Origin of the sequence: Streptomyces sp. BBFR2 (assembly GCF_044497305.1) — a bacterium.
In the GTDB taxonomy this organism is placed as follows: Bacteria; Actinomycetota; Actinomycetes; order Streptomycetales; family Streptomycetaceae; genus Streptomyces.
Genome location: NZ_CP172415.1, coordinates 6,005,730 through 6,025,332 on the forward strand (window position 1 = coordinate 6,005,730; position 19,603 = coordinate 6,025,332).

Here is a 19,603-nt window from a genome sequence, read left to right on the forward strand (position 1 = left end):
TAGGTTCCACACCGGTCCGTATCCGACAGTTCTACATCCGAGGTGACGTAGGCGTGGCTCTTCCGCCCCTTACCCCTGAACAGCGCGCAGCTGCGCTTGAGAAGGCCGCCGCGGCTCGCCGGGAGCGCGCAGAGGTCAAGAATCGGCTCAAAAACTCCGGCGTCACCCTCCACGAGGTCATCAAGCAGGGCCAGGAGAACGAGGTCATCGGCAAGATGAAGGTCTCCGCGCTGCTGGAGTCGCTGCCGGGCGTGGGCAAGGTCCGCGCCAAGCAGCTCATGGAGCGCCTGGGTATCTCCGAGAGCCGCCGCGTACGCGGCCTGGGGTCCAACCAGATCGCCGCCCTGGAGCGGGAGTTCAGCGCCTCGGCTTCCTGATTTTCCGGCACAGCCCGGAAACTGGAATAATCGCTGCATGGCTGCAACATCCCGGGGGACGACCCCCGTGCCCCCGGACGCTCGTCCGCGACTGACCGTGCTCTCCGGCCCCTCGGGGGTCGGCAAGAGCACGGTCGTCGCTCATCTGCGCAAGGTGCACCCCGAGGTCTGGCTCTCGGTTTCGGCGACGACCCGCAAGCCCCGTCCCGGAGAACAGCACGGCGTTCAGTACTTCTTCGTCGACGACGAGGAATTCGACAAGATGATCGCCAACGGTGAACTCCTGGAATGGGCGGAATTCGCGGGTAATCGCTACGGCACCCCGCGCCGCGCGGTGCTCGACCGGCTGGAGTCGGGCGAGCCCGTCCTGCTGGAAATCGACCTCCAGGGCGCCCGCCAGGTGCGCGAATCGATGACGGAGGCGCAGCTCGTCTTCCTCGCCCCGCCGAGCTGGGACGAGCTGGTCCGCCGCCTCACCGGCCGCGGCACCGAGGCGCCCGATGTGATCGAGCGCCGCCTGGAGGCCGCCACGGTCGAACTGGCCGCGGAGAAGGAATTCGATATGACGCTCGTCAACACCTCCGTCGAGGGCGTCAGCCGTGAGCTGCTAGCCTTGATGCTGCGGCGTAATGGGGACGGAAAGACCGCGGACTGACACCGCGGATCTCCGGCCCCCGCCAGAGTTTTTGCTTCACCACCGGCTTCACACCCCTTCGGAAGGCAGAGAGTGTCCTCTTCCATCACCGCGCCCGAGGGCATCATCAACCCGCCGATTGATGAGCTCCTTGAGGCCACCGACTCGAAGTACAGCCTCGTGATCTACGCGGCGAAGCGTGCGCGCCAGATCAACGCGTACTACTCGCAGCTCGGCGAGGGCCTGCTCGAATACGTCGGTCCGCTCGTCGACACCCACGTCCACGAGAAGCCCCTGTCGATCGCGCTCCGCGAGATCAACGCGGGTCTGCTGACCTCCGAGGCCATCGAGGGCCCCGCGCAGTAAGCACCGCACCACCACACCGAGGGCCCGGCAGCGCGACTGCCGGGCCCTTGGTGTGTCATGGGGGCACACCCGCCGCGGGCGGACGGCCGCCGGCCGCCGCCACGGGGCGATCCGGACCGAACTCGGGGAGCACGAAGCGATGGACAAGCAGGAGCGCACAAGGCCCAGGGTCGTGCTGGGGGTCAGTGGTGGCATCGCCGCGTACAAGGCGTGTGAGCTGCTGCGGCGGCTGACCGAGTCGGGGCACGACGTCCGGGTCGTGCCGACCGCCGCCAGTCTGCACTTCATCGGCGAGGCCACCTGGTCGGCGCTGTCCGGCAACCCGGCCACCACCGAGGTCTGGGAGTCCGTCCACGAGGTGCCGCACGTGCGCATCGGGCAGGGCGCCGATCTCGTCGTGGTGGCGCCCGCCACCGCCGACATGCTGGCCAAGGCGGCCCACGGCATCGCCGATGACCTGCTGACCAACACCCTGCTCACCGCCCGCTGTCCGGTGGTCTTCGCCCCCGCGATGCACACCGAGATGTGGGAGAACCCCGCGACGCGGGAGAACGTCGCCACGCTGCGGCGCCGCGGCGCGCTCGTCATCGAGCCCGCGGTCGGCCGGCTCACCGGCGTCGACACCGGCAAGGGCCGCTTCCCCGACCCCGTCGAGATCTTCGAGCTGTGCCGCCGGGTGCTGGCCCGCGGTCCGCGCGCGCTCACCGCGGATCTGGCCGGGCGGCACGTCGTCGTCTCCGCGGGCGGCACCCGCGAGCCGCTGGATCCGGTCCGCTATCTGGGCAACCGCTCCTCGGGGCGGCAGGGCTACGCGCTCGCCGCGACGGCCGCCGCGCGCGGTGCCCGGGTCACCCTCGTCGCGGGCAACACCGAGCTGCCGGACCCGGCGGGCGTGGACGTCGTCCGTATCGGGACCGCCGTCGAGCTGCGGGAGGCGGTGCTGGCGGCGGCGCGGGACGCCGACGCGGTGGTGATGGCCGCGGCGGTGGCCGATTTCCGCCCCGCCGCGTACGCCACCGGGAAGATCAAGAAGAAGGACGGGCAGGAGCCGGAACCGGTCACGCTGGTCCGCAATCCGGACATCCTCGCGGAGCTGTCCGCCGATCGGCCCAGCCCCGGGCAGATCGTTGTCGGATTCGCCGCCGAGACCGACGACGTCCTCGCCAACGGCCGCGCCAAACTCGCCCGCAAGGGCTGTGACCTGCTGGTCGTCAATGAGGTGGGGGAGCACAAGACCTTCGGGTCGGCGGAGAACGAAGCCGTGATCCTCGCCACGGACGGTTCCGAGACGCCGGTGCCGCACGGGCCGAAGGAAGCGCTCGCCGACACGGTGTGGGACCTCGTCGCGGGCCGTCTGCCGGGCGCCGCCGACGGCTCCTGACCCCCGCGCCGCACCGGCCCCGCGGGTTCGCGCCACGGCGGCGGCCCCCTTGACCCGCGGGGCCGTACGGCTGATCGTCCCCTTGTGGGCCGTGGTGTGCCAGGTCACGACGGATCCACAAATCGAGACTGAGTGTCCGAACCTCGCACACGACCGATAAACTGGCCAGCGGATCGGGTCGAGCGCAGCTCTCGAACCCCTCCGCCAATGATCAGCCAGCAGCCGCTGCAACCCCAGGGAGCGATGTGTCCCGCCGCCTCTTCACCTCGGAGTCCGTCACCGAGGGCCACCCCGACAAGATCGCTGACCAGATCAGCGACACGATTCTCGACGCCCTCCTCAAGGAGGACCCCACCTCCCGGGTCGCCGTCGAGACGTTGATCACCACCGGCCTGGTCCATGTGGCCGGCGAGGTGACGACGAAGGCGTACGCCGACATCCCCAGCCTTGTGCGCAACAAGATCCTCGACATCGGCTACGACTCGTCGAAGAAGGGCTTCGACGGCGCTTCCTGCGGCGTCTCGGTCTCCATCGGCGCGCAGTCCCCGGACATCGCGCAGGGTGTCGACACGGCGTACGAGACCCGTGTCGAGGGCGATGAGGACGAGCTGGACAAGCAGGGCGCGGGCGACCAGGGCCTGATGTTCGGCTTCGCGTGCGACGAGACGCCGGAGCTGCTCCCGCTGCCGATCTTCCTCGCGCACCGGCTCTCCCGCCGCCTGTCCGAGGTCCGCAAGAACGGCACCATCCCCTACCTCCGCCCCGACGGGAAGACCCAGGTCACCATCGAGTACGACGGTCACAAGGCCGTCCGCCTCGACACCGTCGTGGTCTCCTCGCAGCACGCCAGCGACATCGACCTCGACTCGCTGCTGGCGCCCGACATCCGCGAGTTCGTCGTCGAGCACGTCCTCAAGGAGCTGGTCGAGGACGGCATCAAGCTGGACACCGACGGCTACCGCCTGCTGGTGAACCCGACCGGCCGCTTCGAGATCGGCGGCCCGATGGGCGACGCCGGTCTGACCGGCCGCAAGATCATCATCGACACCTACGGCGGTATGGCCCGGCACGGCGGCGGCGCGTTCTCCGGCAAGGACCCGTCGAAGGTCGACCGCTCCGCGGCGTACGCGATGCGCTGGGTGGCCAAGAACGTCGTCGCGGCCGGTCTCGCGGCCCGCTGCGAGGTCCAGGTGGCGTACGCGATCGGTAAGGCCGAGCCGGTCGGTCTCTTCGTCGAGACCTTCGGTACCGCCACGGTCGACACCGACAAGATCGAGCAGGCCATCGGTGAGGTCTTCGACCTCCGCCCGGCCGCGATCATCCGCGACCTCGACCTGCTCCGCCCGATCTACGCGGAGACCGCCGCGTACGGCCACTTCGGCCGCGCGGACGCCGACTTCACCTGGGAGCGCACCGACCGCGTCGACGCGCTGCGCAAGGCGGCGGGTCTCTAGGACCTCCCGTCCGGGGCGCCCCCGGACAGCCGAGCGGCCCCGCACCGGATCTTTCCGGTGCGGGGCCGCTCCGTACGTATGGGGCCGTCCCTGTGCCGGGCCGTCCCTCCGGCGCGGCATGGCCGACCGGCGCGGTGCGGCAGCCGGATGCGCGGCGCGCGGTCCGGTCAACCCGCTTTCGTGGGTTCGGCGGTGACTTCGGCGCAGGGTACGCCGGCCGGTACGGGGCCGGGGTTCCGCGGGGCCCGCCGGGCGCGGACCTTGCCGATCACGTCGAACTGGTTGAGGACCAGCCCGAGGACCACCAGGGTGATGGCGGTGGCCTTCAGGGCGCCCAGGGGCTCACCGAGGAACAGCACCGATGACGTCATGCCGAAGATCGGCACCAGCAGCGTCAGCGGCGCGACCCGGGAGGTGCGGTAGGTGCGCAGCAGATGGCCCCAGAGGGCGAAGCCGAAGAGGATCGCCGGATAGACCATGTAGAGCAGTGAGCCGAGGCCGGTCCAGCCCATGGTGGTGAAGGAGTGCTCGACGGTGCCCCAGCCGCCGAGGCCCAGGGACATCAGGAAGAGCGGGACGGGCGGCACCAGGCTCGCCCAGACCGTGAACGCCAGCGCGTTGTCCGGCCGGGCCTTCTTGATGATCAGGTTGGCGATGCCCCAGCACAGCGAAGCGCCGACGACCATGACCGTACCGGCCGCGGTGACCGAACCGTCGGTGACGGCGGCGACCAGCGCCATGCCGCCGGCCGCCACCGCGAACCCCACCAGGAAGCGGGGGCTGACGCGTTCGCCCAGCAGCCCCGCCGCCAGGCCGATCGTCCAGAACGCCTGGAGCTGCATCACGACCGAGGCGAGACCGGCCGAGAAGCCCAGGTCCATCCCGGCGAAGAGCAGCCCGAACTGGCCGATGCCGAAGAACAGTCCGTACAGCAGGAGAGGGCGCCACGGCACGTTCGGCCGCTTGATGAAGAAGACCGCGGGGACGGCCGCGAGCAGGAAGCGGAGCGACGCCAGGAGGTAGGGGTCGAACGAGCGCAGTCCGATGTCGATGACGGTGAAGTTCGTTCCCCAGATGACCATCACCAGGACGGCGCCCAGGAAGGTGGACAGTGGCAAGAACCGCTCCTCTTTCAGGGGTGTGCTGGGGCCCTGGGCGGGGCCGGGGCGGTGGGGAGGGTCCGGAGTGTTCCGGTCACCACTCCGCGCCGACGAGTTCGCCGGGGGTCGCGCCGGACAGCCGGTAGCGGTCGGCGGCCACCGGGCGCCCGGTGTAGAGCCGCAGGACGTCGGGGATGTCCGCGGTCAGCTTCGCGGTGGGCCGTCCGGGCACGGCGGTGCCCAGGGTGAGCCGCCGGGTGGGGAGCTGGATCTCCACCCGGGGCGTGCGCACGACCCGCCCGTGGCGGCTGAGCAGGGTGAGAGCCGCCTGGTGGCCACGGCTGTGGTACGGATCGTCCAGGCCGATCGCCTCGCGGATGTCGCCGCCGTGCATCCAGGTGCCGAGCGCCGCCAGATCCTGGGCGCCGCCGGCCGCCCGGATGGCCGGGACCGCGTCCGTCAGGCCCTGCTCGAACTCGTCGATGACCTGCTTGAGCGGCCAGGAGCGGCGCTCTGCGACCTCGCGGTGGTTGCGCTCGTGGCCGGTGGGGCGAGACGGGTCCGCGGCGAGGCGGGTGAGGGCGGCGCCGCAGCGTGCGACGAGGTCACGGACGGTCCGGTCGCCGCAGACGGTGGGCCGCCGCAGATCGGCCTCGGGCAGGATGCGCAGCCGCGGGACGAGGGTGTCGCGTTCGGCGCGGAGCACCACATCGGTGGCGGCGGGGATCTGCAGGATGGTCATCGCGCTCCCGCCCCGAAGTCGCGCGCCTCGACGCGGTACGGAGTGCGGAGGGCGTCGATACCGCTGACGGCCGTGCGCCGGTCGGGGATCCACTGTTCGAGCTGGTCGGTGGCGGATTGCATAGCGGACTCCTTCGCGAAAGGCGGGACGGGGGAGGGCGGAGCGGGCCGGAGGGACCGGATCCCGGGCGGACCGGAGCGACTCTTCCCGCCGCCGCGCAGCGGGAATTCGGTGAGAAAGCGCAGGCGTCGGCCCGCTTCACCGGCGGGGCGGCGGAAGGCGCGCGGCGGAATGCTGGAATTGCGGGTGTGAGCGCAGCGCGGCGCGGCTATGAGAATGTCGCGCATTCTTTTGGAATTCGGACTGCGGAAATTCCTGCCCTCCCGGAGCGAGAGCTGCCGCCGCTGCGCACCGGCCGGCCCGACCACGATTCGCGTGCCGTACGCGGGGGTGAAGTCCCCGCTCCTTGGCACCCCCTCGGATGACGGTGTCCCGTACCGCATGACCTCGCGGTACGGGATGCGGTACGCCTCGGACGGGCGGCTGCCGAACCGTCGGTGTGCGGCGACGGAACGCAGCTCCCGTCGCGGTCCGGGCGAGGTGGCCGACGGCATTCCGTTCCCTTTCGGCGAGCGGCGGGGCGAGGTCGCGCGGGCTGGGCGCACGGTGTGATCAGTGGTGTGGTGGCCGGTACGAGGAAACGGGAGTGAATGCGCACGGGAAGAGAGGGGAGGTGGCCGGGGAGTAATGAGGTCCGAATGTCCTGCGGGGGTGTCGGTCCTGTCCGATCAGGGGCTGGATGGCCTGGCGGAAAAGAGAGAAAGGGGGTTTTCCTTTCGTGTCGGTGTTGTCGCTGGAGTTCCTTCCTTACGGGGCGGTCCGACTATTGCAGAAGCTTTTCGGAAGTGGGAAGCGGTTGTCTGTGCGGTAAGTCTCGCCGAGGGGTGTGTTGCGTCGTTTCCGGCCGACTTTCCGGCGTCGCCGGGCGGCCTCCGGCCTGGCCGTTCCGGCGTACCGGGGCTCTCTCCGGCGAAAAGGGAACGACGCGATTTCGCTCCCATGTTTGAAGCGGCGCCACAGGCGTTCGGGGCGAGGGGCCGCGCGCGAGCGCCACGGCACGGTACGGAACCGGCCCCGCCCGGCCCTCGGGGACGGGCTCGCGCGCCCGCCGTTGTCAGTGCCGTCTGCTAAGACTGGATGCCGTGAGCAGGGACGACGGGCACCAGGGGGCGGACGCGGGCGAGCAGCTCGCCCTCATCCGGGCGAGCGTGCGGGAAACCAGGACGGCCCGCGCCAAGCCGCGCACCTGGCGCGGCGCCGAGCCCGCCGCCGAGCTGCCCGTCGCCCGCGTCCTCGTGGACAAAGGCCTCGTCCACCTCGACCGCTACTTCGACTACGTCGTCCCCGCCGCCATGGACGCCGAGGCGCGCCCCGGCGTGCGGGTCCGCGTCCGCTTCGGGGCGGGCGAGAAGGGCGGGCGCCGCGAGGGCGGCAAGCTGGTCAGCGGTTTCATCGTCGACCGCGTCGCGGAGAGCGACTTCCGCGGCGTCCTCGCCCCGCTCGCCCAGGTCCTCTCCCCGGAGCCGGTCCTCACCCCCGGGCTGCTCGCCCTGTGCCGCGCCGTCGCCGACCGTTACGCGGGCAGCCTCGCCGACGTCGTCCAGCTCGCCGTTCCGCCCCGCCGCGCCCGCGCCGAGGCCAAGGAATCCCCGCCCCCGCTGCCGCCCAACGCCCCGCCCGACCCCGGCAGTTGGCAGCGGTACGGCGCCGGTCCCGGCTTCCTCGCCGCGCTGTCCCGGGGGGACGCGCCGCGCGCGGTGTGGACGGCGCTGCCCGGCGCCACCTGGCCCGGCGAACTGGCCCGCGCGGCCGCCGCCACGCTCGCCGCGGGCCGCGGCGCACTGATCGTGGTGCCCGACGGCCGCGCCGCCGCCCGGGTGGACGCCGCGCTCACCGCCCTCGTCGGCGACGGCCGCCACGTTCTGCTCACCGCCGACGCCGGGCCCGAGGAGCGCTACCGCCGCTGGCTCGCCGTCAGCCGCGGCTCGGTACGCGCCGTGATCGGCACCCGCGCCGCGATGTTCGCCCCCGTCGACCGCCTCGGCCTGGTCGCCCTCTGGGACGACGGCGACGCCGCGCTCAGCGACCCGCACGCCCCGCAGCCGCACGCCCGAGAAGTGCTGATCCAGCGCGCCGTGGGGGAGCGGGCCGGATTCCTGCTCGGCGGCGTGAGCTGCACGGTCGAGGCGGCGCAGCTCGTCGAGACCGGCTGGGCCCGCCCGCTGGCCGCCGACCGCGAGCGGGTGCGCGCCGCCGCCCCCCGCGTCCGTACGGTCGGTGAGGGCGACGAGGCGCGGGACGAGGCGGCCCGCGCGGCCCGGTTGCCGACGATGGCCTGGCAGGTGGTGCGCGAAGGGCTCAAGCACGGCCCGGTCCTCGTCCAGGTTCCCCGGCGCGGCTACGCCCCCCGGTTGGCCTGCGCCCGCTGCCGGACCCCGGCCCGCTGCCGCGCCTGCGCGGGCCCGCTCCAGTCGCCGGGCGCCGATGACCTGGTGTGTGCCTGGTGCGGCCGGGCGGAGGCGGACTGGCACTGCGCGGAGTGCGGCGGCGCCCGGTTGCGCGCGCAGGTGGTGGGTGCCCGGCGGACGGCCGAGGAACTGGGCCGCGCGTTCCCCGCGGTCCCGGTGCGCACCTCGGGCCGCGACCACGTCCTGGCGACGGTGCCGGACGCCCCCGCGCTGGTGGTCTCGACCCCGGGTGCCGAGCCGGTCGCGGAGGGCCCCGGATACGCCGCCGGGCTGCTGCTCGACGGCTGGGCGCTGCTGGGCCGCCCGGATCTGCGCGCCGGGGAGGAGGCGTTGCGCCGCTGGCTGACGGCCGCCTCGCTGGTCCGCGGTCAGGAGGCGGGCGGCACGGTCGCGGTGATAGCGGAGCCGACACTGCGGCCGGTCCAGGCGCTGGTGCGCTGGGATCCGGTGGGCCACGCCGTCCGTGAGCTGGCGGAGCGGGCCGAGCTGGGCTTCCCGCCGGTCTCCCGGATGGCGGCGGTCACCGGCCGCCCCGACGACGTCGCCGCGCTGCTGGAATCCGCCGAACTCCCGCCGGGCGCCGAGGTGCTGGGCCCGGTGCCGCTGCCGGTCACCGATCCCGGGCGGCCTCGCCGGCCCGGCGATCCGCCGCCGGGCGAGAGCTGGGAGCGGGCGCTGGTGCGCGTACGGCCCGGTCAGGGCACGGCGCTGGCGGCGGCTCTGAAGGCGGCCCGCGCGGCCCGGCTGGTCAAGCGGGAGGGGGAGGCGGTCCGGGTCCGGATCGACCCGCCCGACCTGGGCTGAGCGCTGCCCGGCGGCCCGGCCGTGGCCGCCGCTCGCGGGGCGCTGAGCCGGGGTCTCCCGTACGCCCCGGCCCGCGGGCGCGTGGCGGAGCGGGCCCGCGCCGGGCGCCCGTCCGGCCGTGGAGGAACGGGCCGTCAGCCGTTGCGCGGTGCGGGCAGCGCGCCGGTGCGGGGCTCCTCGCGGGTGCCGGTGGCGGGCTGCGCCGGCATCGAGCGGGCCGCGGGCACCGACGGCGTACCGGGCAGGCCGGCGGCGACGGCCACCGTGCGCGAGGTGGTCGCCTCGGGGGAGCGGTGCGCGGCGTCCGCGCCCTCGGCGCCGTGCTGCGCGGCCCGGCGGCCGCCGTAACGGCGGTGCACCGCCTGCTTGGTGACGCCGAGCGCGGAGCCGACCGCGTCCCAGGAGAAGCCCAGCGAGCGGTCGAAGTCGACGGCGGCGGTGACGAGCGTCTCGACGCTGTCCCGCAGCTCCTGGGCGAGGCGGACCGTGGGGGCGGGCGCGCGCCCGTAGACGACGAAGCCGGCGGAGGGGCCGGTGCGGCGCGGCCGGTAGACGTTGCCGAGCTGTGCGGTCAGGGTGCGCAACGCGTCCACCTGCCGGCGTACCCGCTCGATGTCGCGTACCAGGAGATGCAGGCTGGCGCGCGCCTGGGCGTCGTGGGTTGCGTGGTCGGCCATGTGAAAGCCTCTCGAACCGGCGTGGAAAGGGAAAAGGACGAGGCGGGCCGAGTCCGCGGCCCGGCAACGGTCAATGCTGTTTGACCAACGCGGCAGCGGCGGCTCTGGTCACGGTGTGGGGGCGTAACAGCTCGTCAGCACGGCGCGGTGCGCCCCGTACGCCCCCGGCCCGCAGGGGGAGTTGCCCGCCCAGGGCGCCGCCGCGGTCACGGGGACCTACGCCGCCGGGCCGCGGTGCGCACCGCACGGGGCCCGGCGCGGACCGCGCGGACGGACGGCACCGGGCGGGCGGCCGCTCCGGGCCCCGTGCGCCCGGTGGACGCGGTGCCCGGCCGTAGACTGGTGCGCCGTTCCGCAGCGTGTGAGAGGTAGTGCGCCACCCATGAGGCTCGTCTTCGCCGGTACCCCCGAGGTCGCCGTACCTGCCCTGGATGCCCTGATCGCCTCGGACCAGCATGAGGTGGTGGCCGTGGTGACCCGGCCGGACGCCCCGGCCGGCCGGGGCCGGCGGCTGGTCGCGAGCCCGGTCGCCGAGCGGGCCGCGGAGGCGGGCATCGAGGTGCTCAAGCCCGCCAGGCCCGGCGACCCGGAATTCCTGGAGCGGCTGCGGGAGATCGCCCCCGACTGCTGCCCGGTCGTCGCCTACGGCGCGCTGCTGCCGCAGTCGGCGCTGGACATCCCCGCCAAGGGCTGGGTCAACCTCCACTTCTCGCTGCTCCCGGCCTGGCGGGGCGCGGCGCCCGTGCAGCACGCGGTGCTCGCCGGGGACGAGGTGACCGGCGCCTCCACCTTCCAGATCGAGAAGGGGCTCGACTCCGGCCCGGTCTTCGGTGTGCTCACCGAGGAGATCCGCCCCACGGACACCGCCGGTGACCTGCTGACCCGGCTCGCCTTCGCCGGGGCCGGGCTGCTCGCCGCGACGATGGACGGCATCCAGGACGGCACCCTGCACGCCGTTCCGCAGCCCGCCGAGGGCGTCTCGCTCGCTCCGAAGATCGAGGTCGAGGACGCCCGGGTGGACTGGTCGGCGCCCGCGCTGCGGGTGGAGCGGGTGGTGCGCGGCTGCGCCCCGGCCCCCGGCGCCTGGACGCTGTTCCGCGGTGAGCGGCTGAAGCTGATGGCCACCGCCTCCGCCGGCCCGGACGCCGATCTCCACCTCGCCCCCGGCGAACTGGCCGTCACCAAGAAGGCCGTGTACGTCGGCACCGGCAGCCACGCCGTCGAGCTGCTGTGGGTCCAGCCGCAGGGCAAGAAGCCGATGAAGGGCGCCGACTGGGCGCGCGGCGTCCGTATCGACCCGGGCGAGATCATCGGCGAGTAGCCCCCGGCCGCCCCGGAGCGGCGGCCCGCCGAAGGGCCGCCGCTTCCGGGTTCCGCGCTCCGTGCCTCCGGGTTCCGCGTTTCCGGGTTCCGTGCCTCCAGGCTCCGCGCTCCGGGCTTCCGGGTTCCGTGCCTCCAGGCTCCAGGCTCCGTGTTCCGGGCTTCCGGGCTCCCCGCTTCCAGGCTCCGTGCCTCCGCGCTCCGGGCTTCCCGCCCCGCGCGTACGCTGGTCACACATCCTTTTTCTCGTACCCGGAGCACCTTTTCGTGAGCCAGCAGCCGCGTCGCCGTCCCAGCAAGCCCTACCGCCGCCCGCAGAAGGACCCCGTCCGGATCCTCGCGTTCGAGGCGCTGCGGGCCGTCGACGAGCGGGACGCCTACGCCAACCTCGTTCTGCCGCCGCTGCTGCGCAAGGCGCGCGAGAACCCGGACTTCGACAGCCGGGACGCGGCGCTCGCCACCGAGCTGGTCTACGGCACGCTGCGCCGCCAGGGCACCTACGACGCGATCGTCGCGCAGTGCGTGGACCGCCCGCTGCGCGAGGTGGACCCGCCGGTCCTCGACGTCCTGACCCTCGGCGCCCACCAACTGCTCGGCACCCGGATCCCCACCCACGCGGCGGTCAGCGCCAGCGTCGAACTGGCCCGGGTGGTGCTCGGCGACGGCCGCGCCAAGTTCGTCAACGCGGTGCTGCGCAAGGTCGCGGCGGCCGATCTGGACGCCTGGCTGGAGCGGATCGCCCCCGACTACGACGAGGACGCCGAGGAACACCTCGGTCTGGTCCACGCCCACCCCCGCTGGATCGTCTCCGCCCTGTGGGACGCGCTCGGCGGCGGCCGTGCGGGCATCGAGGACCTGCTGGAGGCGGACAACGAACGGCCCGAGGTGACGCTCGTCGCCCGCCCCGGCCGGTCCACCGCCGGGGAACTGCTGACCGCCGCGGGCGAGGACCGCGCGCTGCCCGGCCGCTGGTCGCCGTACGCGGTGCGGCTGGCCGAGGGCGGTGAGCCCGGTGCGCTGGACGCGGTGCGCGAGGGCCGCGCCGGGGTGCAGGACGAGGGCAGTCAACTGGTCGCGCTGGCGCTGGCGAACGCGCCCGTCGAGGGCGAGGACCGGCGCTGGCTGGACGGCTGCGCGGGGCCCGGCGGCAAGGCCGCGCTGCTGGCCGCGCTCGCCGCGGAGCGCGGGGCGGCGCTGCTCGCCTCCGAGAAGCAGCCGCACCGCGCCGGCCTGGTGGCCCGCGCCCTGGACGGCAATCCGGGGCCGTACGCGGTGATCGCCGCCGACGGGACCCGTCCCGCATGGCGGCCGGGCGCCTTCGACCGGGTGCTGGTCGACGTGCCGTGCACCGGTCTCGGCGCGCTGCGCCGCCGCCCCGAGGCCCGCTGGCGCCGCCGCCCGGAGGACCTGGACGGTTTCGCGCCGCTCCAGCGGGAGCTGCTCCGCCAGGCGCTGGCCGCCGTGCGGGTCGGCGGTGTCGTCGGCTACGCGACCTGCTCCCCGCACCTCGCCGAGACCCGCGCCGTCGTCGAGGACGTCCTCAAGGGCCGCGGCGGCGCCCCCGCCGGTGCCGAGTGGATCGACGCCCGCCCGTTGATGCCCGGCGTCCCGGCGCTGGGCGACGGCCCCGACGTCCAGCTCTGGCCGCATCTGCACGGCACGGACGCGATGTATCTGGCGCTGCTGCGGCGTACCGCCTGAGCGGGCGGGCGGCGGGCCCCGGCGTCCGCCCGCCCGGTACGCGCACCGGCGGAAACGTGAACGGCCGGCGGCCGCCGTGGCCGGTACTCGATCCCGTAGGGGGTCGGGTACCGGCCACGGCCGCTCGCCGGCCGCGCCACTGTCCGCGGGGGTGTGCGGTCAGACCGCCGGTGCCGGGTACGTGGGGTACTCCACGCCGGAGACGTACTGCACGACGCGGATGACCTGGCAGGAGTAGCCGAACTCGTTGTCGTACCAGAGGTAGAGGATGGCGTTGTCGCCCTCGACCTTGGTGGCGCCGGCGTCGACGATCGAGGCGTGGCGCGAGCCGATGAAGTCGTTCGAGACGGCGTCGGGGGCGCTGGTGAAGTCGATCTGACGCTTCAGCGGGGAGGTCAGCGATACCTGGCGGAGGTGGTCGAGGACCTCTTCGCGGGTGGTCTCGCGGGCGAGCTGGAGGTTGAGGATCGCGATGGAGACGTCCGGCACGGGCACCCGGATCGAGCTGCCGGTGATCTTCGCCTTCAGGTCGGGCAGCGCCTTGGCGACGGCGGAGGCGGCGCCCGTCTCCGTGATCACCATGTTGAGCGGCGCCGAACGGCCGCGCCGCTCCGACTTGTGGTAATTGTCCAGCAGGTTCTGGTCGTTGGTGAACGAGTGGACGGTCTCGACGTGGCCGCGCACGACGCCGTACTCGTCCTCCATCGCCTTCAGCGGCGGGACGATCGCGTTGGTGGTGCAGGAGGCGCAGGACAGGATCTGCTCGTCCGGCTTGATCATGTCGTGGTTGACGCCGTGGACGATGTTCGGGACGTCGCCCTTGCCCGGGGCGGTCAGCACGACCTTGTCGACACCGGGGCGCAGGTGCTTCGAGAGCCCCTCGCGATCGCGCCACTTGCCGGTGTTGTCGATGAGGATGGCGTCCTTGATGCCGTACGCCGTGTAGTCGATCTCCGACGGGTCGTTGGCGTAGATCACCTTGATCTCGTTGCCGTTGGCGACGATGGTGCTGTTCGCCTCGTCCACGGTGATCGTGCCCTGGAACTGGCCGTGGATGGAGTCGCGCCGCAGCAGCGAGGCGCGCTTGACCAGGTCGTCGGCGCCGCCGCCGCGCACGACGATGGCGCGCAGCCGCAGACCGTTGCCGGAACCGGCCTTCTCGATGAGGAGGCGGGCCACGAGGCGGCCGATGCGGCCGAAGCCGTAGAGGACGACGTCCCGGCCCTCGCGGCACTCGATCTTGTTGGCGCCGGTGGCGCCGGCGACCGCCTCGGCGGTGAACTCCTCGATGCTCAGACCGCGCTCGTCGGCCTTGTACGTCGCGGCGAGCATGCCCAGGTCGATCTGGGAGGGGCCGAGGTCGAGCGTGGTGAGCGCCTGGAGGAACGGCAGGGTGTCGGTGACCGACAGCTCCTCACCGGCGATCTGCCGGGCGAAGCGGTGGGTCTTGAGGATGCTGACCACCGACTTGTTCACCAAGGAGCGGCTGTGCAGCAGGACGGTCACGTCCCGCTCGCGGTGCAGCTTCCCGATGATCGGGATCATCGACTCCGCGATCTCCTCGCGGTTCTTCCAGTTGGTGAACGAGTCGTCGTTGACAGTCACAGGCTTATCTCTCGATCGAGCTAGGCGGTGCTCATATGCTAACCCGACGCAATTTCGATACTCCGGGCGGTGTCCGGAGGGCGAACGGGAGGCGGTCGCGGCGCCCGGGTCCGTGACCGCCGGGCCGGACCCGCGCGGACCCGGGCCCCGGGAGGGCCTGCGAAAGCCCCGTAACGGCACGCCATACTGGGGACATGGCCTTGATCAACCCCAGCATCCTGTCCGCGGACTTCGCCCGGCTCGCCGAGGAGGCGCGTGCCGTCGAGGGCGCCGACTGGCTCCACGTCGACGTGATGGACAACCACTTCGTGCCCAATCTCACGCTCGGGGTGCCGGTCGTCGAGTCGCTCAGCCGTGCGACGGACACCCCGCTCGACCTCCACCTGATGATCGAGGACCCGGACCGGTGGGCCCCGCAGTACGTCGAGGCGGGCGCGGGCTCGGTGACCTTCCACGCGGAGGCGGCGGCCGCCCCCGTACGGCTGGCGCGGGAGATCCGGGCACAGGGCGCGCGGGCGTCCATGGCCCTCAAACCGGCCACCCCGATCGAGCCGTACGAGGATCTGCTGCCCGAGCTGGACATGGTGCTGATCATGACCGTGGAGCCCGGCTTCGGCGGGCAGGCGTTCCTCGACATCATGCTGCCGAAGATCCGCCGCACCCGTGAGCTGATCTCCCGGCACGGGCTCCAGATGTGGCTCCAGGTGGACGGCGGGGTCTCGGCGTCCACCATCGAACGGTGCGCCGAGGCGGGCGCCGACGTCTTCGTGGCGGGCTCCGCCGTCTACGGCGCGGACGACCCGGCCAAGGCCGTCCGTGAGCTGCGGGAGCAGGCCGTGGCCGCGACCCCGGCGGGTTGGGGCTGCGCCCACTGACCCCGGGCGGCGGGGCGGATTCCGGCCCGCCGCCGCTCCTTTCGTCCTCGCCCCGCCCGCGGTTTTCCGTGCCGCCACCGGCCGTTCACGGCCGCAGGGTGGTGGTCCCCGTCCACCGTGGGTTTCTGCAAGGATGAGCAAAGACTCGATCAGATGCGCAGCAGGGGAGATTTTCGTGGTAGCCAGCCGCCCGCAGTCCGGTATGGGCCCCGCCGAGCTGGTGCAGGCCGCGGCCATGGCCCGCCGTTTCTATCTGGAGGGCAAGTCCAAGATCCAGATCGCCGAGGAGTTCGGCGTCAGCCGTTTCAAGGTCGCCCGGGTGCTGGAGACGGCGCTGGAGCGTGACCTCGTACGGATCGAGATCCGGGTGCCGTCCGAGCTGGACGCCGAACGCTCCGACGCGCTGCGCGCCCGCTACGGCCTGCGGCACGCCGTGGTCGTCGAGTCCCCGGCCGACGCCTCCGAGGACGCCGCCGACCCGGAGAACCTCGGCGAGGTCGCCGCCGACCTGCTCGGCGAGCTGGTCACCGAGGGCGATGTGCTGGGGCTGGCCTGGGGCCGCTCCACCATCCACATGGCCGCCGCGCTGCACCGTCTCCCGCCGTGCACCGTCGTCCAGCTCACCGGCGTCTACGACGCGGGGACCGCCGACCGAGGCTCCGTCGAGGCGGTCCGCCGGGCCGCCGACGTCTCCGGTGGCGAGGCGCACCCGATCTACGCGCCGATGCTGCTGCCGGACCCGGCGACCGCCGCCGCGCTGCGCGGCCAGACCGGCATCGCCCGCGCCTTCGAATACTTCGACCGGGTCACCGTCGCCTGCGTCTCCATCGGCTCCTGGGAGCCCGGCGTCTCGACCGTCTACGACATGCTGAGCGAGGACGAGCGCGCGCACTACGCCTCGCTGGGCGCCGCCGCCGAGATGTCCGCGCACCTCTTCGACGCCGAGGGCCGCCGGATCGGCCGCGATCTGGGCGAGCGGTGCATCACCGTCGAGGCGGACCGGCTGCGCCGGATCCCCGAGGTCGTCGCCATCGCGGGCGGCCGCCGCAAGGCCGCCGCGATCGGCGCGGTGCTCCGCTCCGGCCTGGTCACCAGCCTGGTCACGGACACCGCCGCCGCCGATCACCTGCTGCTGGAGACGGGCCCCGGCCCGCGCCCGGCGCTGGAGCGGGCGGACCCGGACGGGGCCTGAACCCGCCGCCCGGGGAGGCGGGCCGGCCCCGGCGGCGGCCGGTGGCCCCGGGCTCCGCGGACCCCGGGGAGCGCCGCCCGTACCGGACGGAGCCGCCTCGGGCGCCGCACGCTCCCGGACCGCGCGCCCCGGCGGCGCCCCGTACCGCGCGGCGGAACCGGCGCGGCGGTCCGGCGTCCGCTGTGACAGCATCGGCGCATGAAGATCCGCTTCTCCGTCCGCCCGGCAGCCGTCGCCCTCGCGGCGCTGCTCTCCGGGCTGCTGCTGGTCCTCACCGGATGCGGTCCGGGCCATGCCTCGTCCGCCTCCTCCCCGGGGCCTTCCGCCACCCGTACCGCCGCCTCGCGTCCGGCCGGGACGCCGGAGTGGGCCGACCGGATGGCGACCGTCCCGGAGCGTGAGCTGCCGAACGAGGCGCGGCGGACGCTGCGGCTGATCGACGCCGGGGGCCCGTACCCGTACCGCAAGGACGGCACCGTCTTCGGCAACTACGAGAAGCGGCTGCCGAAGCGGGCCCGGGGGTACTACCACGAGTTCACCGTGCCCACCCCGGGCGCCCGGGACCGCGGCGCGCGGCGGCTGATCACCGGTGAGCGCCACGAGATCTACTACACCGCCGATCACTACCGGAGCTTCAAGGCGGTGCTGCGGTGACCGCCCCCGTGCCGCGGCCGCTGGCGGCGGTCCTCGGCGGCGCCACCCCGCCCGGCGTGCTGTCCTGGCCCGCCGGCCGGCCCGTGGCCGACGCGCTCGCCGCGGCCGCCGCCGCCGGATGGCAGGGCGTGGACCTCGACCTCGCCGGTGTCCTGGACAAGGCCGCCTTCCTCGACCTCTGCGCCCGTGAGCTGCGCTTTCCCGACTGGTTCGGGCACAACTGGGACGCGCTGGCCGACTGCCTGACCGATCTGTCGTGGTGCCCGGCCGCCCGCGGCCGGCTGCTGGTGATCACCGGCTGGCAGGAGTTCGCGGCCGCCGCGCCCGAGGACTGGCATGTGGTCGAGAACGTCATCGCCGACGCGGTGGCCCACTGGCGCGACACGGACACCGGCCTCGCCGTGATCCTCACCCGGGGGCCGGCCCGGCCCGCCGCGGACTGACCGGCCGCCGTTTCGTCGCTTCGTACAGCCCGCCGCGGCGGGCTGTCGGATGATCGCATCACCGCAGGTGGCGGCCCGTATCCTGGCGGTATGCGATTCCTGAACCCGAAGAACGGTGCCCTCGAAGAGTGTTCTTCGGTGCCGTACGACCTGACGTACGACGATGTGTTCATGGTGCCCGGCCGCTCGGCCGTCGGCTCCCGGCAGGGCGTGGACCTCGCCTCGCCGGACGGCAGCGGCACCACGATCCCGCTGGTGGTCGCCAACATGACCGCCATCGCCGGCCGCCGGATGGCCGAGACCGTGGCCCGCCGCGGCGGGCTCGTCGTCATCCCGCAGGACATCCCGATCGAGGTCGTCACCGACGTCGTCACCTGGATAAAGCGCCGCCATCTCGTGCTGGACACGCCGATCGTGCTGTCGCCCGTCGCGACCGTCGCCGACGCGCTGTCGCTGCTGCCCAAGCGGGCGCACGGCGCGGGCATCGTCGTCGAGGGCGGCCGTCCGCTCGGCGTGGTCACCGAGCACGATCTCGCCGGGGTCGACCGCTTCACGCAGGTCTCCGAGGTCATGTCCAAGGACCTGCTGGTCCTGGACGCCGACGTCGACCCGCGCGAGGCGTTCAACCGCCTGGACGCCGCCAACCGCAAGCTGGCGCCCGCGGTCGACGAGGACGGCATGCTGGTCGGCATCCTCACCCGTAAGGGCGCGCTCCGCGCCACCCTCTACACCCCCGCCACCGACGCCGGGGGCAAGCTGCGCATCGCCGCCGCCGTCGGCATCAACGGCGATGTGGCCGGTAAGGCGAAGGCGCTGCTCGACGCCGGGGTGGACACCCTCGTCGTGGACACCGCCCACGGCCACCAGGAGTCCATGATCAGCGCGGTCAGGGCCGTCCGGGCGCTGGACCCGCAGGTCCCGATCGTGGCGGGCAACATCGTCGCCGCGGCGGGCGTCCGCGATCTGATCGAGGCCGGGGCGGACATCATCAAGGTCGGCGTCGGACCGGGCGCGATGTGCACCACCCGGATGATGACCGGCGTGGGCCGCCCGCAGTTCTCCGCGGTCCTCGAATGCGCCGCCGAGGCGAAGAAGTACGGCAAGCACGTCTGGGCCGACGGCGGGGTGCGCCACCCCCGCGACGTGGCGATGGCGCTGGCCGCCGGTGCCTCCAACGTCATGATCGGCTCGTGGTTCGCCGGCACCCTGGAGTCGCCCGGCGACCTCCAGCACACCGCCGACGGCCGTCCGTACAAGGAGAGCTTCGGCATGGCCTCGGCCCGCGCGGTGCGCAACCGCACCAGCGAGGAGTCCGCGTACGACCGGGCCCGTAAGGCGCTCTTCGAGGAGGGCATCTCCACCTCGCGGATGTTCGTCGACCCGGCGCGCCCCGGCGTCGAGGACCTGATCGACTCGATCATCGCGGGCGTCCGCAGCTCCTGCACCTACGCGGGTGCCGCCTCGCTCGCCGAGTTCGCAGAGAAGGCCGTGGTCGGGGTGCAGAGCGCCGCCGGTTACGCCGAGGGCAAGCCGCTCCACGACAGTTGGAGCTGACCTCCGTACGTCCCGCGGGGGCCCGGTCGCCGGAACGTTCCGGCGACCGGGCCCCCGCGGCGTTCGCGCAGGCCACGCCCGCCGCGCGGGGCGGTGTGCGGCGCCCGTACGATCGGGTGGTGGGCGCGCAACGAACCACCGGGGCCACGCGCGGTGCGCAACGTTCCGCCGTGGTTGCGCAAGGAACCTGCATTAC

The 19,603-nt window shown here is 73.4% G+C and carries 18 protein-coding genes; 13 read left to right on the top strand and 5 right to left on the bottom strand.

Annotated features, from left to right (window positions below; translation table 11 throughout):
- The first annotated feature begins 53 nt into the window (after nt 1–53).
- The 5 genes from mihF (at nt 54) to metK (ending at nt 4,212) form a co-directional block, all read left to right on the top strand.
- The gene (gene mihF / locus ACGH2B_RS24550; RefSeq protein ID WP_399093874.1) at nt 54–377 is read left to right on the top strand and encodes an integration host factor, actinobacterial type; all 324 of its coding nucleotides are present in this window, start codon (nt 54–56) and stop codon (nt 375–377) included.
- 37 nt (nt 378–414) lie between these two features.
- Nucleotides 415–1,032, top strand: coding sequence for a guanylate kinase (gene gmk, locus ACGH2B_RS24555; RefSeq protein WP_399093877.1), 618 nt, complete (start codon nt 415–417; stop codon nt 1,030–1,032).
- A 72-nt stretch (nt 1,033–1,104) separates the two neighbouring features.
- Nucleotides 1,105–1,377, top strand: a complete 273-nt coding sequence (rpoZ, locus tag ACGH2B_RS24560) for a DNA-directed RNA polymerase subunit omega (RefSeq protein WP_005319902.1) — start codon at nt 1,105–1,107, stop codon at nt 1,375–1,377.
- 139 nt (nt 1,378–1,516) lie between these two features.
- Nucleotides 1,517–2,758 (top strand): bifunctional phosphopantothenoylcysteine decarboxylase/phosphopantothenate--cysteine ligase CoaBC, encoded by a 1,242-nt coding sequence (gene coaBC / locus ACGH2B_RS24565; protein ID WP_399093880.1) that lies wholly within the window; start codon nt 1,517–1,519, stop codon nt 2,756–2,758.
- Nucleotides 2,759–3,003: 245 nt separating this feature from the next.
- Nucleotides 3,004–4,212, top strand: a complete 1,209-nt coding sequence (metK, locus tag ACGH2B_RS24570; protein WP_399093883.1) for a methionine adenosyltransferase — start codon at nt 3,004–3,006, stop codon at nt 4,210–4,212.
- A gap of 167 nt (nt 4,213–4,379) precedes the next feature.
- Here metK and ACGH2B_RS24575 read toward each other — a convergent pair whose 3' ends face one another.
- The 3 genes from ACGH2B_RS24575 to ACGH2B_RS24585 form a co-directional block, all read right to left on the bottom strand.
- Nucleotides 4,380–5,330 carry an EamA family transporter gene (locus tag ACGH2B_RS24575; RefSeq protein ID WP_399093886.1) on the bottom strand — a complete coding sequence of 317 codons (951 nt, stop codon included), beginning with the start codon at nt 5,328–5,330 and terminating at the stop codon, nt 4,380–4,382.
- Between the two features lie 76 nt (nt 5,331–5,406).
- Nucleotides 5,407–6,054 carry a maleylpyruvate isomerase family mycothiol-dependent enzyme gene (locus tag ACGH2B_RS24580; protein ID WP_399093889.1) on the bottom strand — a complete coding sequence of 216 codons (648 nt, stop codon included), beginning with the start codon at nt 6,052–6,054 and terminating at the stop codon, nt 5,407–5,409.
- Nucleotides 6,051–6,176, bottom strand: a complete 126-nt coding sequence (locus tag ACGH2B_RS24585; RefSeq protein ID WP_399093892.1) for a hypothetical protein — start codon at nt 6,174–6,176, stop codon at nt 6,051–6,053. The genes ACGH2B_RS24580 and ACGH2B_RS24585 overlap by 4 nt, the downstream gene beginning before the upstream one ends.
- Nucleotides 6,177–7,256: 1,080 nt before the next feature.
- Between ACGH2B_RS24585 and ACGH2B_RS24590 the strand changes: the two genes are divergently transcribed.
- Nucleotides 7,257–9,386 carry a primosomal protein N' gene (locus ACGH2B_RS24590; RefSeq protein ID WP_399093895.1) on the top strand — a complete coding sequence of 710 codons (2,130 nt, stop codon included), beginning with the start codon at nt 7,257–7,259 and terminating at the stop codon, nt 9,384–9,386.
- Nucleotides 9,387–9,520: 134 nt separating this feature from the next.
- On the opposite strand, the gene ACGH2B_RS24595 is transcribed toward ACGH2B_RS24590, so the two are convergent.
- Nucleotides 9,521–10,063: a hypothetical protein gene (locus ACGH2B_RS24595; RefSeq protein ID WP_399093897.1), complete on the bottom strand. Its 543-nt coding sequence runs from the start codon at nt 10,061–10,063 to the stop codon at nt 9,521–9,523.
- A 382-nt stretch (nt 10,064–10,445) separates the two neighbouring features.
- On the opposite strand from ACGH2B_RS24595, the gene fmt reads away from it, so the two are divergent.
- Together fmt and ACGH2B_RS24605 are read left to right on the top strand one after the other, a co-directional pair.
- Nucleotides 10,446–11,384, top strand: a complete 939-nt coding sequence (fmt, locus tag ACGH2B_RS24600; RefSeq protein WP_399093900.1) for a methionyl-tRNA formyltransferase — start codon at nt 10,446–10,448, stop codon at nt 11,382–11,384.
- 266 nt (nt 11,385–11,650) lie between these two features.
- Entirely contained in the window at nt 11,651–13,084 is a 1,434-nt protein-coding gene (locus ACGH2B_RS24605; protein WP_399093903.1) for an RsmB/NOP family class I SAM-dependent RNA methyltransferase, read from the top strand.
- 159 nt (nt 13,085–13,243) lie between these two features.
- On the opposite strand, the gene ACGH2B_RS24610 is transcribed toward ACGH2B_RS24605, so the two are convergent.
- On the bottom strand, nt 13,244–14,689 hold the full coding sequence (locus tag ACGH2B_RS24610) for a glyceraldehyde-3-phosphate dehydrogenase (protein WP_399093906.1): 1,446 nt from the start codon (nt 14,687–14,689) through the stop codon (nt 13,244–13,246).
- A gap of 194 nt (nt 14,690–14,883) precedes the next feature.
- On the opposite strand from ACGH2B_RS24610, the gene rpe reads away from it, so the two are divergent.
- The 5 genes from rpe (at nt 14,884) to ACGH2B_RS24635 (ending at nt 19,407) form a co-directional block, all read left to right on the top strand.
- A complete protein-coding gene (gene rpe / locus ACGH2B_RS24615; RefSeq protein WP_399093909.1) occupies nt 14,884–15,564 on the top strand; it encodes a ribulose-phosphate 3-epimerase in 681 nt (226 codons plus the stop codon).
- Between the two features lie 202 nt (nt 15,565–15,766).
- The gene (locus ACGH2B_RS24620) at nt 15,767–16,756 is read left to right on the top strand and encodes a sugar-binding transcriptional regulator (protein ID WP_399097289.1); all 990 of its coding nucleotides are present in this window, start codon (nt 15,767–15,769) and stop codon (nt 16,754–16,756) included.
- A 198-nt stretch (nt 16,757–16,954) separates the two neighbouring features.
- Entirely contained in the window at nt 16,955–17,410 is a 456-nt protein-coding gene (locus tag ACGH2B_RS24625; protein ID WP_399093912.1) for a ribonuclease domain-containing protein, read from the top strand.
- Nucleotides 17,407–17,853: a barstar family protein gene (locus ACGH2B_RS24630; RefSeq protein WP_399093915.1), complete on the top strand. Its 447-nt coding sequence runs from the start codon at nt 17,407–17,409 to the stop codon at nt 17,851–17,853. Before ACGH2B_RS24625 ends, ACGH2B_RS24630 begins: the two co-directional genes overlap by 4 nt.
- 90 nt (nt 17,854–17,943) lie before the next feature.
- Nucleotides 17,944–19,407: a GuaB1 family IMP dehydrogenase-related protein gene (locus tag ACGH2B_RS24635; protein WP_399093918.1), complete on the top strand. Its 1,464-nt coding sequence runs from the start codon at nt 17,944–17,946 to the stop codon at nt 19,405–19,407.
- Nucleotides 19,408–19,603: the final 196 nt, after the last annotated feature.